Raw genomic sequence first — 13,892 nt, 5'->3', positions numbered from 1 at the left:
GTTGCCCCTAGGAAACTCGCTCTCTAGTCTCCGTACACCGCTGCAAACGCAGTGGACGGGCGTCGCGGCCCGGCTTACCAATGCGCAGAAGCGCCATTGTCCGCTTTCAGTTGACGCCTTTTTATCGTCTACTGTGCGGCCTTATGGTGACTGTGCGCGGGATACCCTCGGGTATGCCGGGTCCAGTGGTAACCGGTCCGCGAACCTGCGCACAGCTGCCACCCTCCATCGCGTCGCGGCGATCAGTGGCGACTCCACTTACATAAGTGACTTTGCCTTCGAGTTGGACCGGACAAAACGCGAAGGTGCGCTGGGTGTTGCGCAGTTGATCGGGCTGGCGAAGCTGCTGGCTGACAGAGTGCTGGAGGACAGCGAGCACTTGAGGGCCTGATGGCGGATCGTTCCTGCACTACCCTGCGGGAACGATTATGACGCTCATAGGATGCGGACGTTTTCAGCCTGACCGCCTTTGGGTCCTTGGGCTAAATCGAATTCAACTTTTTGATGTTCTTCAAGCGTCTTGAAACCGTCGCTCTTGATAGCCGAATAATGGACAAAAACATCCGAGCTATTGTCGTCCGGCTTGATAAACCCAAACCCCTTCTGCGCGTTAAACCACTTCACCGTGCCTGTTGCCATTACGGTTCTCCTGACATCTCACTCAAGGACTTGTTGGATGACCCTGACATCGCACGCAAAGATACCGTCAGGTCGATGGATCCGCTGAAACACCACCTGCACCCCCACCGCAAGCCGGACGTCCCGCGAACCAATGAGGTCCACCGGAACAGTCTCGCCATCCACGACAATCAAACCCTTTCCAGTTTTCCGGTTATAGGATTTGACGATGCCTCTGGTAAACCGATTCAAAACCACTCTCCCTGCATCTCGTTTACAGCCTGCGCGCAGTGCATAGGGCAATAGAACCGCGAGCAGCGCGCTTTGGCTACTGTGAAGTCTGACAGGTAGACGACAGTTATCGATGAGTGGTAGGCAGGGCGGGAGTACGTCAGGAATCGCGGCGCAAATCCGGCGGAATCGGCAAATCCTTGAGCGGATCCGGGCGCTTGCCTTTGCCGGCGCGGTATTGGCGAATCTGATAGACATACGCCAGCACCTGAGCCACCGCCAGGTACAACCCGGCGGGAATCTCCTGGTCCAGGTCGGTGGAGTAGAAAATCGACCGCGCCAGCTCCGGCGACTCCAGCAACAGGATGTCGTTGGCCACCGCGATCTCGCGGATCTTCAACGCGGTAAAGTCACTGCCCTTGGCCAGCAGCATCGGCGCGCCGCCCTTCTCCGGGTCGTATTTGAGGGCGACGGCATAGTGGGTCGGGTTGGTGATGACCACATCGGCGTCGGGCACCGAGGCCATCATCTTGCGCTGGGACATCTCGCGCTGCAGTTGGCGGATGCGCTGCTTGACCTCGGGGCGCCCTTCCTGGTCCTTGTGCTCGTCGCGCACTTCCTGCTTGGTCATCAGCAGTTTCTTGTGGCTTTCCCACAACTGGATCGGCGCATCCACCGCCGCGATGATGATCAGCCCGGCCGCCATCCACAGCGCACTCCAGCCCACCACCTGCACGCTGTGGATGATCGCCGACTCCAGCGGTTCATGGGCAATGAGCAGCAGGTCATCAATGTCGGACGACAGCACCATCAGCGCCACGAACAGGATCAGGATGAACTTGGCCAGCGCCTTGAGCAGCTCCACCAGGGCCTTGGTGGAGAACATGCGCTTGAGCCCGGCGCCAGGGTTCATGCGGCTGAACTTGGGCGCCATGCTGCCGGCAGCGAACAGCCAGCCGCCCAGGGCGACCGGGCCGATCAGTGCGGCGAGCAGCAAGGTGATCAGAATCGGCTGCACCGCCAGGATCGCGATCTTGCCCGAATGCAACAGGTACCGGCCCATGGCGTCGGGGTTGAGCAGCACCTCGCGGGGCAAGGCGAAGTTGTGTTTCATCAACTCCATCAAGTCCAGCGCCAGGCCGCCGCCGTAGATGAGCAACGCGCCGGCACCGGCCATCATGGTGGCGACGGTATTGAGCTCTTTTGAGCGGGCAATCTCGCCCTTTTCCCGGGAGTCCTTTTTACGTTTCTCCGTGGGGTCTTCTGTTTTGTCCTGACCACTCTCGCTCTCGGCCATGGCTCAGCGCGCCCGTGCCAGATCACGTAAGAACTGCAGGGCGTCGGTCGCCAGCGGTTGATACTGATTGAGAATGTCGGCCAGGCCGATCCAGAAAATCCCCATGCCCAATACCAGGGTCAGCGGGAAACCAATCGAGAAGATGTTCAATTGCGGCGCCGCACGAGTCATCACCCCAAAGGCGATGTTGACCACCAGCAATGCGGTGATCGCCGGCAACACCAGCAACAGCGAAGCACCCAATACCCAGCCGAGCCGCCCGACCACCTCCCAGAAGTGATTGACCACCAGCCCCGAGCCTACCGGCAAGGTGATAAAGCTTTCGGTCATCACCTCAAAGGCCACCAGGTGGCCGTTCATGGCCAGGAACAGCAAGGTCACCAGCATGGTCAGGAATTGCCCGATCACCGCCGCCGAGACACCGTTGGTAGGGTCGACCATAGAGGCGAAGCCCATGCCCATCTGGATCGAGATGATTTGCCCGGCGATCACAAAGGCCTGGAAGAACAGCGTCAGGGAAAAGCCCATCAGCGCGCCGATCAGGATCTGCTCGGCAATCAGCAGCAACGCACTCAGATCGATGGCATTGACCGGCGGCATCGGCGGCAGCCCGGGCACGATCACCACGGTAATCGCCACCGCAAAGTACAGGCGCACGCGCCGTGGAACGAGTGTGGTGCCGAACACCGGCATGGCCATGAGCATGGCCGTGACCCGGAACAGCGGCAGGATGAAAGACGCCACCCAGGTGCTGATCTGGGTGTCGGTCAACGCCAGCAAGGACTGCATCGGGTCAGCCGATCAACTGCGGAATACTGCCGTACAACTGCAGGATATATTCCATGAAGGTCTGCACCAGCCACGGGCCGGCCACGATCAGAGTGACCAGCATCACCAGCAGGCGCGGCAGGAAGCTCAAGGTCTGTTCGTTGATCTGGGTCGCCGCCTGGAACATCGCCACCAGCAGGCCGACCAACAGGCTCGGCACCACCAGCACGGCGACCATCACGGTGGTCAGCCACAATGCTTCACGGAACAGGTCGACGGCGACTTCTGGCGTCATTGCGCTATACCCCGCCGAAACTGCCGGCCAGGGTGCCGATAATCAGCGCCCAGCCGTCCACCAGCACAAACAGCATGATCTTGAACGGCAGCGAGATGATCAGTGGCGACAGCATCATCATACCCATGGCCATCAGTACGCTCGCCACCACCAGGTCGATGATCAGGAACGGGATAAAGATCATGAAGCCGATCTGGAACGCGGTCTTCAACTCCGACGTGACGAACGCCGGCACCAGGATGGTCAGCGGCGCCTGGTCCGGGGTGGCGATGTCGGTGCGCTTGGACAGGCGCATGAACAGCTCAAGGTCGCTGGAGCGGGTCTGCGACAGCATGAAATCCTTGATCGGACCCTGGGCCTTGTCGATCGCATCCTGGGCGGTCATTTTCTCCGCCAGGTAGGGTTGCAAGGCTTGCTGGTTCACCTTGTCGAACACCGGCGCCATGATGAACAGCGTCAGGAACAGGGCCATGCCGGTGAGGATCTGGTTCGACGGCGTCTGCTGCAGGCCCAGTGCCTGGCGCAGGATCGAGAACACGATGATGATCCGCGTGAAGCTGGTCATCAGCATGACAAACGCCGGAATAAAGCTCAGCGCGGTCATGATCAGCAGGATCTGCAGGCTGACCGAATACTCCTGCGCGCCCGCCGCGTTGGTCCCCAGCGTAATGGCCGGGATCGACAACGGATCGGCGCCGAACGCCAATGGCGCGGCCAGCAACAGCATGAGCGTCAATAAAACGCGCATTACTTCTTATCCTTCTGATCCTTGCCCAGCAACTCCATCAGGCGCTGGGCGAATTCTGGCGTGGCGGACTGGCCCTGATCCACGCTCACCGGGGTCTTGAGCACGTGCAACGGGGTGATGCGGCCGGGGGTGATACCCAGCAGGATCTGTTCCTCGCCCACCTGCACCAGCACCAGCCGATCACGCGGGCCGAGGGCGCGCGAACCGATCATCTCGATCACCTGGCCGTTGCCCGGCCCTACGCGCTGCACGCGACGCATCAGCCAGGCCAGCACGAAAATCAGCCCGACCACCAGCAACAGGCCCAGCACCAGCTGGGTCAATTGCCCGCCGATACCGCTGCTCACCACTGGTGCGGCCGCCGCCGTCGCTTGCGCGGCCGGCTCAGCCGCGAGGGCGCTCAATGGCAGCGCCAGAAACAGTCCCGCCATCGAATACTTCATATCAGCGCAACTTCTTGATGCGTTCGCTCGGGCTGATCACGTCGGTCAGGCGGATGCCGAACTTTTCGTTGACCACCACCACTTCGCCGTGGGCGATCAGGGTGCCGTTGACCAGCACGTCCAGCGGCTCGCCGGCCAGGCGGTCAAGCTCGATCACCGAACCCTGGTTGAGTTGCAGCAGGTTGCGGATGTTGATTTCGGTGCTGCCGACTTCCATGGAAATCGACACCGGAATGTCGAGGATCACATCCAGGTTCGGGCCATCGAGGGACACCGGCTCGTTGTTTTTCGGCACGCTGCCGAATTCTTCCATGGGCAGGCGGTTGCCGGCCGGAGCGGTGGCGGCGTCAGCGGCCAGCAGCGCGTCGATATCGTCCTGGCCAACATCGCCGGTTTCTTCCAGGGCAGCCGCCCATTCGTCAGCCAGGGCCTGGTCTTCGGCGGAAGTGTTTTCGTGTTCGGTAGCCATTACATGTCCTCGGCGGAGCAAACATTCATAAATAGGGGTGCATCAACGACGGGTGATCGGCTCGACCACCTGCAGCGCCAGGTTGCCCTTGTGGGAACCGAGCTTGACCTTGAATGACGGCACGCCGTTGGCGCGCATGATCATTTCTTCCGGCAGTTCGACGGGGATGATATCCCCCGGCTGCATGTGCAAAATATCGCGCAGGCGCAGTTGCCGACGGGCCACGGTGGCGCTCAACGGTACGTCGACGTCCAGCAGGTCTTCGCGCAAGGCCTTGACCCAACGTTCGTCCTGGTCGTCCAGGTCGGACTGGAAACCGGCGTCGAGCATTTCGCGCACCGGTTCGATCATCGAGTACGGCATGGTCACGTGCAGGTCGCCGCCACCACCATCGAGTTCGATGTGGAAGGTCGACACCACAATGGCTTCGCTGGGGCCGACGATGTTGGCCATGGCCGGGTTCACTTCGGAGTTGATGTACTCGAAGTTGACTTCCATGATCGCCTGCCAGGCTTCCTTCAAATCGATGAAGGCCTGCTCCAGCACCATGCGCACCACCCGCAACTCGGTGGGGGTGAACTCACGGCCTTCGATCTTGGCGTGGCGACCGTCGCCGCCGAAGAAGTTGTCCACCAGCTTGAACACCAGCTTGGCGTCGAGGATGAACAGCGCGGTGCCGCGCAGTGGCTTGATCTTGACCAGGTTGAGGCTGGTGGGCACGTACAGCGAGTGCACGTACTCGCCGAACTTCATCACCTGCACGCCGCCCACCGCCACGTCCGCCGAACGACGCAGCATGTTGAACATGCTGATGCGGGTATAGCGGGCGAAACGTTCGTTGATCATCTCCAGGGTCGGCATGCGTCCACGGACGATGCGATCCTGGCTGGTGAGGTCATAACTTTTGACGCTGCCGGGCTCGGCAGCCATTTCGGTCTGTACCAGACCATCGTCGACGCCATGCAGCAGCGCGTCGATTTCATCCTGGGACAGCAGGTCTTGCACGGCCATGTCGTGATCCTACTGCAATACGAAGTTAGTGAAGAGCGCCTGCTCGACCACGACTTTGCCGAGCTCCTTCTGGGCCACTTCCTGCACGCTGGCCGTGACTTTCTGGCGCAGCATTTCCTGGCCCACCGGCGTGGCGAGTGTGTCGAAGCTCTGGCTGGAGAACAGCATGACGAGGTTGTTGCGGATCACGGGCATGTGCACCTTGAGGGCGTCCAGGTCCGAAGCGTTACGCGCCAGCAAGGTGATGCTCACCTGCAGGTAGCGTTGACGACCGTTCTGATTGAAGTTGGCGACAAAGGCCGGAAGCATCGGCTCGAAGATTGCCGGTTGCTTGACGTTAGTGGCGGTTTCGGCGGCGGGTGCCGGCTTGCTGGCACTGCTGTGCATGATGTACCAGGTGCCACCCACCGAGGCGCCGATAGCCAGGAGCAGGCCCAGGACTATCAACAGGATAAGCTTGAGCTTGCCTTTGCCTGCGGGTGCTTTTGCTGCGTCTTCGCTCTTCGCCATGCCAATAATCCGTCACTATTCGGGGATTCATAGATCTACGGAGAGGCAAGAGCAAGTGTTATGCCAGAGTTGTCTGGAAGTCGAGGAGGTACGGGCGCAGCAAATCAAATTGTGGGAGGGGGCTTGCCCCCGATAGCGGTGTATCAGTCACCCATGTTTCAGCTGACACACCCTCATCGGGGGCAAGCCCCCTCCCACATTTCGTCCGGATCAGGCGTAGTAGTCGACCGCACTGGAGCCGATTACGGTTGAGGTGACCGGCGTCACGGCTTCAGCCACATCAAGGTGGTTGCCGCTGTCGCCATTGTCACCGCCCCGCCCGCCGCCACCGCTCACACCACGGGTCTGGGCCTGCTGCTGTTGTTGCTCCTGCCCACGGGACTGGTCCGACACGTTCACGTCCACCTGGCCCATGCCCTGCTGGGCAAACATCTCCCGCAAGCGCCCGGACTGGCTTTCCAGCGCTTCACGTACCACCGGGTGGGCGCTCATGAAGTTGACCTGGGCCTGTTGGTCGGCGGTCATGTTGACCTTGATATCCAGGCGACCAAGCTCAGCGGGTTGCAACTGGATCTCCGCCGACTTGAGGTTGGCACTGGACAGGTACATCACCCGGTTGACGATTTCATCGGTCCAGCCGCTCTGGTGCATGGCCAAGGGCGCATTGGTCACCGGTGGCAAGGCGTTGGCGGTTTTCGGCGTGGCCGCCTGGGTCAACGCGGCGAGGCGGTTGGCGAAGTCATCGACACGGGTGTCGCTGCTGGCGTTCTTCAGGTCCTTGAGACCGTCTTCGATCAACCCGCTGAAGGCCTTGTCGCCGCCCTGGTCGGTGCTGTCCTTGGTGGCTTGCTGGTCGACCATATTGGCCAGGCCGGCGGCGAAATTCTGTGCGGCAGTGGGTTGATCCTGAGTCGGTGCCGGAGCGGTTTTTGCCTGCGCCTGGCTGCTGGCCGATACGTGACCGCCCTGCTCCATCGCCAGGCGCACGGCGGGCATGGCATCCAGGGGATCTGCTTCAGGATCGAAGGCCGGCTTGGCTTCCTCGGTCGCTGCGACCGGCGCAGCAACCACCGGCTGAGCCTTGTCATCCTTGGTCGTGGTCGCGGGCGCAGGTGTTTCAACCGGCACCGGCACGGCTACCGGGGTGACGGTGGCAATCAGCGCCGGGTCGACCACCGGGTCAGCCGGAGGTTGCTGCACCAAGGCAGGGTCGGCTGGCGCGTCGTCATCCTTGCTCGCGCTGTCGTCGGTTTTGGCCGGCGGCGTGGCAGGCAAGGTATTGCCGCTATCGGCAACGGCTGGCGTGCTGGCGGCAGGCTTGTCATTGCCCGCTGCAGGCTTGGCGCTGGCATCGGACGACTTGCCTGCGGTGGGTTTGGCCGAGCTGTCGTCGGTCTTGACCGTGGGCTTGGACGCCTGGCTGGCAAACACTTGAGCGAAGCCAGGGCCCTTGTCCCGTGGGTCCGCAGCCACTGCCGATGGGTTGGCAGAGGGCGCTTGAGGCTTGGCCGCGGGGGCAGCCTGAAGGAGCGAATTCGGGGCGACTGGCATAGGTAAAGGTCTCCACTGCATGGGGGTCGGGGATGCAGTATCTGGAGGTAGAGCAAGAGTTGGGCCAGGTTTGGGGGCGGTTGGTTTTATTGAGTACATATCCGTTTTTTAGGTAACGGCCACTTAGGGTTCCGCCCTTACGGCGGCTCACTTTGGAAAAGCCGGAATGCCGGCCCAGCCCAAAGTAAGCAAAGGGCTCTTGCCCCAACACTCGGCACCTCGCCTAGGCTCGGTGTGCCCGTAATCCGACAGTGATTTGGGGGGCCGCCGCCACGCGCCATCCATGGCGCGGGGCGGCTAAACCGGCATCCCTGCCGGTTTACCCCCCAAATCCCTGCCGAATTCCGGCCAGCGTGTTTGACGGGGCGCCTAAGATCAAAATCAAAAGCAAAGCGCGGCGGCCGAATAGCCGACCGAATCGTTGAAGCGTACGCGCTCCCCTGTAGGAGCAGGGCTTGCCCGCGGAGGTCGTTAACCATAACGCGGGAAGCCAGGATAAACGCGGCGCGCTGAATGGTTTTAGGGCTGCTTCGCAGCCCAACGCGGGGCAAGCCCGCTCGCCACAGTAAGTCGGCAACACAGTAAGTCGGTTACACAGAACAAAAAACGTATCTACGATGCGCAGCGAGTCGCTCTTGCTTGTGATCTTCGGCGCCCCGTCAAACACGCTGGCCGAACGCAGGCTTGAATCCGTGGGTAACCCGGTAGGACGCCGGGTTAGCCGTCCTGGGCCATGGATGGCCCATGACGGCGGCCCACGGATTCAAGCCGGAGTGAGGGAACACCGAGCCTAGGCGAGGTGCCGAGTGTTGGGGCGAAGCGTTTTTGGTTACTTTTTGCGCTCTTCAAAAAGTGACCCGCTGTAAGAGCGGAACCATAAGCCGCCGTTACCGCAGCAACGGATATGTACTCAATCAAATCTGAAACCGCTGCCGCTCCGACTCATACAACGGCTTCACCAACGCAAACTCCCGATCAATCTGATCCACCAACTCCCCCAGATCCCCAACCACAGGCCCAACGGACTCAACCTCCAACCGCTGACACAACTGCGCCAACCTCACCGCCCCCAGGTTCCCACTGCTGCCCTTGAAGCTATGCGCAATCCGCCCCAACGCCTTCGCATCATCCCTGGCCTTGCGCAGCGCTTCGACGCGCTTCTGGGAATCATCGAGAAAGGTATCAAGCAACTTGGGATACTCGCCTTCCATGACTTCCTGCAAACCCGACAGCACCTCCGGGTCCAGATGTAGATCAACCACTTGCTCGCTCCTTGATCAAGAATCGGCGGATTATGCCAGAGCCTCCCAGGAAAACTCCACGCAGACACTGCGCCCGCCATCCGACCAGCGTACATCGCTGCTCAATTGACGTACCAGGCTCAAGCCCCGGCCAGACAGACGGTCGATATCCAACGGCCGCGCCAGCACCTGTTCCACATCGAAACCGGGGCCGCTGTCCTCGACCCGCAGAGTCATCCTGCCACCCGCCTCCGTCGGTACCACCTGCACATGCACCCGTATATAGCCGCTGTTGAGTTGTGCCAGGCGGTCATTACGCAGACGGTAATACTCGGCAAAACCCTGGGCGTCACGCTTGAGCCGTGAATCCAGGCCCAGCACGCCATGCTCCAGCGCATTGGAATACAGCTCCGCCATCACGCTGTACAGCGCCCCGCTCTGCTCGCGCAGGCCGTGGATCTCCAGCAGCAGTTGCAACAGGTACGGCAATGGGTTGTAACGCTTCAAGGTCTCTGCACGGAATTCGAAACTCACCGACCAATCCAGCGGACAAGACTGCCCACTGTCGGCATACAACGGCCCGCTCGCACGCAGTTGCTGGTCGACTTGCAGGGTGATCTCCACCATGCTCACGTCATCCCGCGCTTTGCCTCGGAAGGCCGCCAGCGCCTGTTCGATATCTTCAAACAGCCGATCAGGCTCGCGGTTGGCGGCGAACACCTGCTGCAAACGTTCAGCGCCGAACAGCTGCTCATTGGCGTCAGCGGTATCCAGCACGCCATCGGACAACAGGAACACCCGGTCACCCAGGGCCATGGGCCAGACCTCGGTGCGATCATCAAAGGCTTGCGCCGACAGCACACCCAACGGCAAATGCCGCGATTCCAGTGGCGTGCGTTTACCCGTGGCGATTTCATGCACATAGCCTTCGGGCATGCCGCCGTTCCACACCTCCACCACCCGCCGCTGCGTGCTCAGGCACAACAGGGTGGCGCAGCAGAACATGTCCACCGGCAGGATGCGCTTGAGCTTGGCGTTCATCTCGCGCAGGGTCTGTGCCAGGCCGTAGCCCTTGGCGGTCATGCCGTAGAACACTTCTGCCAGGGGCATGGCCCCCACCGCCGCCGGCAGGCCATGCCCGGTGAAGTCACCGAGCAGCACGTGCATGTCGCCGGACGGGGTGTAGGCAGCCAACAGCAAATCGCCGTTGAACAACGCGTAGGGCGATTGCAGGTAGCGAATATTCGGCGCGGCGTTGATACAACCGGAATGGGCAACCTTGTCGAACACCGCCTTGGCCACCCGCTGCTCATGCAGGAGGTAATCGTGGTGTTTGGCGATCAGGTCGCGTTGCTGCAAGACCGTGGCCTGCAACCGACGCAGGCGGTCCATGGCATTGATCTTCGCCGCGAGAATCAGCTGGTTGTAGGGCTTGGGCAGGAAGTCATCACCGCCGGCATCCAGGCACTGGGCCAGCGCTTCGCTCTCGCGCAGGGAGGTGAGGAAAATCAGCGGCACCAGCTCTTCACCCGCCAATTGCTTGATCCGCCGCGCCGCCTCAAAACCGTCCATCACCGGCATCAGCGCATCCATCAACACCAACTGCGGTCTCTCACGGGTAAACACCGCGACCGCTTCAGCACCGTTGGTGGCCGTGAGCACCTGGTGGCCCTGGCGTCGGATGATGGTCGACAGCAACAGCAGGTCGGCGGCGCTGTCTTCGGCGATCAGGATCGTCAGCGGCTCAAGGACCGGGGCCAGGACGCTCAACTGATGTCGAACAGTTTGTCGAAGTTGGAGATACCGAGGATCTTGCGCACATCCGAATTGCTGTTGATCACCCGGATATCGGCGTCATCCCCGGCATGATCGCGCAGCAGCAACAGCATGCCGAGGGCGGAGCTGTCGAGGTAGGTCGTCTCTTTCAAGTCCACGACGTAGGTAGTGGGCACCTTGTAGAAACGCTCGTAGGCGTCACGAAACGCTTGATGGCTGCCGAAATCAAACCGGCCCTTGACCGCGATCGTCAACTTATTCCCATCCAGGGATACTTCTGACTCGACTGACATGTGACTGCTTCCTTGTCATTGGCAATGACACAAGGTTTAGCAGGTGCAGGGGATGTGGGCAACCTTCAATAGACGTCTTTGCGCGGCAAGCGCTGGGACAGCTCGTCGAGCAGCTTCTGCTCGCGCTTATCTTCAAGCGCCCGCGCTTCGTCGATATAGCGCTGCACCAGCTTGCGCAGACCTTCGACCCGGGCAAACGCGGCCTGCCAGCTCTCACGCGCCTTGTCGAGGTTGTTCTGGTGCCAGGCCAGGCTTTGGCGCTGCTGGCCGACGGCGGTTTCCAACTGGTTGAGAAAGCCCTGGTAACCCATCAGCCATTGGCCAGACACGCCCTTGCTGCCGCGCTCGATCCATTGCTGCTGGTACTCGCCGCGAAAACGCTCCAGGTCGCCCAGCTTGCTTTCCGCCAGGCGGACTTGCCCCTGGAAGTAACCCAGGCGCTGCACGGCGGTTTTCTCGGCCTTTTCGGCCATGTCCACCACCGGAGCCAGGCGCGCGGCGCGGCTGTTGGCCATGGCTTAGCCGCCCGGCGCCGGGGCGAAGATCGACTGCAGGTGCGCTTCGCTTTCGCCCATGCTGATCTTGTCGTTGAGGCCCTGGCGCAGGTACGTCACCAACTGCGGTTGCAGGGCGATGGCCAGGTCGGTGTCGCGATCACCGCCCGCCACGTAGGCGCCGACGCTGATCAAGTCGCGGCTCTGCTGGTAGCGCGACCACAGCTGCTTGAACTGTTGCGCCCGGGCCATGTGTTCCGGCGTAACCACCGCTGGCATCACCCGGCTGATGGACGCTTCGATGTCGATGGCCGGGTAGTGCCCTTCTTCCGCCAGGCGCCGTGACAGCACAATGTGGCCGTCGAGCACGCCCCGCGCCGAGTCGGCAATCGGGTCCTGCTGGTCATCGCCTTCGGACAATACGGTGTAGAACGCGGTGATCGAGCCACCACCGGCCTCGGCGTTACCGGCGCGCTCCACCAGCTTGGGCAGTTTGGCGAACACCGACGGCGGGTAACCCTTGGTCGCCGGCGGTTCGCCGATGGCCAGGGCGATTTCCCGCTGGGCCTGGGCGAAACGCGTGAGCGAATCCATCAGCAACAGGACGTTCTTGCCCTTGTCGCGGAAATATTCGGCGATGCGCGTGCAGTACATGGCGGCGCGCAACCGCATCAGCGGCGCATCGTCCGCTGGGGATGCAACCACCACCGAGCGCTTGAGGCCTTCTTCGCCGAGACTGTGCTCGATGAATTCCTTCACCTCGCGGCCCCGTTCGCCGATCAGCCCGACCACGATGATGTCGGCCTCGGTAAAGCGCGTCATCATGCCCAGCAACACCGATTTACCCACGCCGGTACCGGCGAACAGGCCCAGACGCTGGCCACGGCCGACCGTCAATAATCCGTTGATGCTGCGAATGCCAACGTCCAGCGGCACACTAATGGGGTTGCGGTTGAGCGGGTTGATGGTGGGACCGTCCATCGGCACCCAGTCTTCGGCCTTCATGCCGCCCTTGCCGTCCAGCGCACGACCGGCGCCGTCGAGTACGCGACCGAGCATGCTCATGCCCATCGGCAGGCGGCCGGTGTCGGCCAACGGCACCACACGGGCACCTGGGGCAATGCCCGCCAGGCTGCCCACGGGCATCAGGAAAATCTTGCTGCCGGAAAAGCCCATCACTTCGGCTTCGACCTGCACCGGGTGGTAGCTGTCGTCGTTGATCACCATGCAGCGGCTGCCCATGGCGGCGCGCAGGCCTTCGGCCTCAAGGGTCAGGCCGACCATGCGCAGCAGGCGTCCTTCGAGGATCGGCTGGCCGGGCAACTCCGTGGCCTCGGCGTAACCGCCCAGGCGCTTGGCGAAGCTGGTGCGGTCAAGGCGCATCGACGGCGTCCAGGTCCACGCTCAGATCAGGCTCGGCCGGGTGCAGGGCCTGTTCGTGGAGCTGATCAAACAGCTTGGCCATGATCTGGCTGATGCGGGTCTCCACCGTGGCATCGATGCGACTGTGTTCGGTTTCGACGCGGCAACCACCGGGCTGCAACGACGCGTCTTCGACGATGCGCCAGGTTTCTTCATGACGCTCGCGCAGGGCCTTGACCTGTTCGAAATCCTGCGGGTTGATGTACAGCCGCACGTTGCCGACGCCCAAGGGCAGCAGCTTGAGGGCTTCGCGCATCACGCTTTCGATATGACTGGAATCCAGCGCCAATTCGCGCTGGATCACCTGGCGGGCGATGTGCTGCACCAGGTCGACCATGGCCTTTTCGATCTGCGAATCCTGCTCGGCGATGGGGTCGAACAGCGTGCCCATCAAGCGTTCCAGGCTGGCCAGCTTGACGCTCAGGGCCTCTTCGGCCTCCTGGCGCACCTTGAGGGTGGTGCTGCGAAAACCGTCTTTTTCACCCGCCGCGAAGCCTTCGTTGTAGGCCTCCTGGCGGATGGCTTCCAATTCTTCCAGGGTCAGTGGCTGGACTTCATCCAGCGGCACTTCTTCCATTTCCAGCGGAGGTTCTTCCACCGGTTCCGGCTCGGGTTCGGGCACATGCGGGTCGAAGCTGGGCAACGACCAGATGTCGAACCCACCGACGTCCCGTGCGCGAATCAGATCGCTGGGCGCCTCATCTTTGTTCGACATGGGAAGCGCC

The 13,892-nt window shown here is 61.7% G+C and carries 16 protein-coding genes and 1 pseudogene; 1 reads left to right on the top strand and 16 read right to left on the bottom strand.

Features of this window, described 5'->3' with window-relative positions; all coding sequences use genetic code 11:
• Positions 1-268 precede the first annotated feature (268 nt).
• Positions 269-391 (top strand): annotated as a pseudogene (locus BM017_RS29580) (DUF6124 family protein); the annotation flags it as partial.
• A 44-nt stretch (positions 392-435) separates the two neighbouring features.
• Here BM017_RS29580 and BM017_RS09065 read toward each other — a convergent pair.
• From BM017_RS09065 to fliH, 16 genes are all read right to left on the bottom strand, one after another.
• Positions 436-639 carry a cold-shock protein gene (locus tag BM017_RS09065; RefSeq protein WP_092243047.1) on the bottom strand — a complete coding sequence of 68 codons (204 nt, stop codon included), beginning with the start codon at positions 637-639 and terminating at the stop codon, positions 436-438.
• Positions 640-1,009: 370 nt separating this feature from the next.
• Positions 1,010-2,146, bottom strand: coding sequence for a flagellar biosynthesis protein FlhB (flhB, locus tag BM017_RS09055; RefSeq protein ID WP_071489819.1), 1,137 nt, complete (start codon positions 2,144-2,146; stop codon positions 1,010-1,012).
• Positions 2,147-2,149: 3 nt separating this feature from the next.
• Positions 2,150-2,935 carry a flagellar biosynthetic protein FliR gene (fliR, locus tag BM017_RS09050; protein WP_071489820.1) on the bottom strand — a complete coding sequence of 262 codons (786 nt, stop codon included), beginning with the start codon at positions 2,933-2,935 and terminating at the stop codon, positions 2,150-2,152.
• 4 nt (positions 2,936-2,939) lie between these two features.
• A complete protein-coding gene (gene fliQ, locus BM017_RS09045) occupies positions 2,940-3,209 on the bottom strand; it encodes a flagellar biosynthesis protein FliQ (RefSeq protein ID WP_010208761.1) in 270 nt (89 codons plus the stop codon).
• A gap of 4 nt (positions 3,210-3,213) precedes the next feature.
• Positions 3,214-3,957, bottom strand: a complete 744-nt coding sequence (gene fliP / locus BM017_RS09040) for a flagellar type III secretion system pore protein FliP (RefSeq protein ID WP_016976565.1) — start codon at positions 3,955-3,957, stop codon at positions 3,214-3,216.
• Positions 3,957-4,400 (bottom strand): flagellar biosynthetic protein FliO, encoded by a 444-nt coding sequence (fliO, locus tag BM017_RS09035; RefSeq protein ID WP_071489821.1) that lies wholly within the window; start codon positions 4,398-4,400, stop codon positions 3,957-3,959. The genes fliP and fliO overlap by 1 nt, the downstream gene beginning before the upstream one ends.
• 1 nt (position 4,401) lies before the next feature.
• On the bottom strand, positions 4,402-4,869 hold the full coding sequence (fliN, locus tag BM017_RS09030; protein WP_058427232.1) for a flagellar motor switch protein FliN: 468 nt from the start codon (positions 4,867-4,869) through the stop codon (positions 4,402-4,404).
• 42 nt (positions 4,870-4,911) lie between these two features.
• On the bottom strand, positions 4,912-5,880 hold the full coding sequence (gene fliM / locus BM017_RS09025; RefSeq protein WP_071489822.1) for a flagellar motor switch protein FliM: 969 nt from the start codon (positions 5,878-5,880) through the stop codon (positions 4,912-4,914).
• A gap of 9 nt (positions 5,881-5,889) precedes the next feature.
• Positions 5,890-6,390 (bottom strand): flagellar basal body-associated protein FliL, encoded by a 501-nt coding sequence (fliL, locus tag BM017_RS09020; protein WP_092243038.1) that lies wholly within the window; start codon positions 6,388-6,390, stop codon positions 5,890-5,892.
• Between the two features lie 210 nt (positions 6,391-6,600).
• Entirely contained in the window at positions 6,601-7,941 is a 1,341-nt protein-coding gene (locus BM017_RS09015; RefSeq protein ID WP_092243036.1) for a flagellar hook-length control protein FliK, read from the bottom strand.
• A 914-nt stretch (positions 7,942-8,855) separates the two neighbouring features.
• Positions 8,856-9,203 carry an Hpt domain-containing protein gene (locus BM017_RS09010; RefSeq protein WP_092243033.1) on the bottom strand — a complete coding sequence of 116 codons (348 nt, stop codon included), beginning with the start codon at positions 9,201-9,203 and terminating at the stop codon, positions 8,856-8,858.
• Between the two features lie 30 nt (positions 9,204-9,233).
• The gene (locus tag BM017_RS09005; RefSeq protein ID WP_071491279.1) at positions 9,234-10,952 is read right to left on the bottom strand and encodes an ATP-binding SpoIIE family protein phosphatase; all 1,719 of its coding nucleotides are present in this window, start codon (positions 10,950-10,952) and stop codon (positions 9,234-9,236) included.
• The gene (locus BM017_RS09000) at positions 10,949-11,251 is read right to left on the bottom strand and encodes an STAS domain-containing protein (RefSeq protein WP_058424909.1); all 303 of its coding nucleotides are present in this window, start codon (positions 11,249-11,251) and stop codon (positions 10,949-10,951) included. Before BM017_RS09000 ends, BM017_RS09005 begins: the two co-directional genes overlap by 4 nt.
• Positions 11,252-11,316: 65 nt before the next feature.
• Positions 11,317-11,766 (bottom strand): flagellar export protein FliJ, encoded by a 450-nt coding sequence (gene fliJ, locus BM017_RS08995; protein ID WP_071491280.1) that lies wholly within the window; start codon positions 11,764-11,766, stop codon positions 11,317-11,319.
• 3 nt (positions 11,767-11,769) lie between these two features.
• Entirely contained in the window at positions 11,770-13,128 is a 1,359-nt protein-coding gene (gene fliI, locus BM017_RS08990; RefSeq protein ID WP_071493758.1) for a flagellar protein export ATPase FliI, read from the bottom strand.
• Positions 13,118-13,882, bottom strand: a complete 765-nt coding sequence (fliH, locus tag BM017_RS08985; protein ID WP_092243030.1) for a flagellar assembly protein FliH — start codon at positions 13,880-13,882, stop codon at positions 13,118-13,120. Before fliH ends, fliI begins: the two co-directional genes overlap by 11 nt.
• Between the last annotated feature and the right edge of the window lie 10 nt (positions 13,883-13,892).

This window comes from Pseudomonas sp. NFPP04, from assembly GCF_900113815.1.
Lineage (GTDB): Bacteria > Pseudomonadota > Gammaproteobacteria > Pseudomonadales > Pseudomonadaceae > Aquipseudomonas > Aquipseudomonas extremorientalis.
This window is presented reverse-complemented; position numbering and strand designations above follow the sequence as displayed.

Bases quoted from the DNA above. Each gene is read 5' to 3' on its own strand.
- fliP (WP_016976565.1), bottom strand. From the start codon at position 3,957: ATGCGCGTTTTATTGACGCTCATGCTGTTGCTGGCCGCGCCATTGGCG.
- fliR (WP_071489820.1), bottom strand. From the start codon at position 2,935: ATGCAGTCCTTGCTGGCGTTGACCGACACCCAGATCAGCACCTGGGTG.
- BM017_RS09065 (WP_092243047.1), bottom strand. From the start codon at position 639: ATGGCAACAGGCACGGTGAAGTGGTTTAACGCGCAGAAGGGGTTTGGG.
- fliQ (WP_010208761.1), bottom strand. From the start codon at position 3,209: ATGACGCCAGAAGTCGCCGTCGACCTGTTCCGTGAAGCATTGTGGCTG.
- fliI (WP_071493758.1), bottom strand. From the start codon at position 13,128: ATGCGCCTTGACCGCACCAGCTTCGCCAAGCGCCTGGGCGGTTACGCC.
- fliN (WP_058427232.1), bottom strand. From the start codon at position 4,869: ATGGCTACCGAACACGAAAACACTTCCGCCGAAGACCAGGCCCTGGCT.
- BM017_RS09000 (WP_058424909.1), bottom strand. From the start codon at position 11,251: ATGTCAGTCGAGTCAGAAGTATCCCTGGATGGGAATAAGTTGACGATC.
- fliH (WP_092243030.1), bottom strand. From the start codon at position 13,882: ATGTCGAACAAAGATGAGGCGCCCAGCGATCTGATTCGCGCACGGGAC.
- fliJ (WP_071491280.1), bottom strand. From the start codon at position 11,766: ATGGCCAACAGCCGCGCCGCGCGCCTGGCTCCGGTGGTGGACATGGCC.
- fliM (WP_071489822.1), bottom strand. From the start codon at position 5,880: ATGGCCGTGCAAGACCTGCTGTCCCAGGATGAAATCGACGCGCTGCTG.
- flhB (WP_071489819.1), bottom strand. From the start codon at position 2,146: ATGGCCGAGAGCGAGAGTGGTCAGGACAAAACAGAAGACCCCACGGAG.
- fliL (WP_092243038.1), bottom strand. From the start codon at position 6,390: ATGGCGAAGAGCGAAGACGCAGCAAAAGCACCCGCAGGCAAAGGCAAG.
- BM017_RS09015 (WP_092243036.1), bottom strand. From the start codon at position 7,941: ATGCCAGTCGCCCCGAATTCGCTCCTTCAGGCTGCCCCCGCGGCCAAG.
- fliO (WP_071489821.1), bottom strand. From the start codon at position 4,400: ATGAAGTATTCGATGGCGGGACTGTTTCTGGCGCTGCCATTGAGCGCC.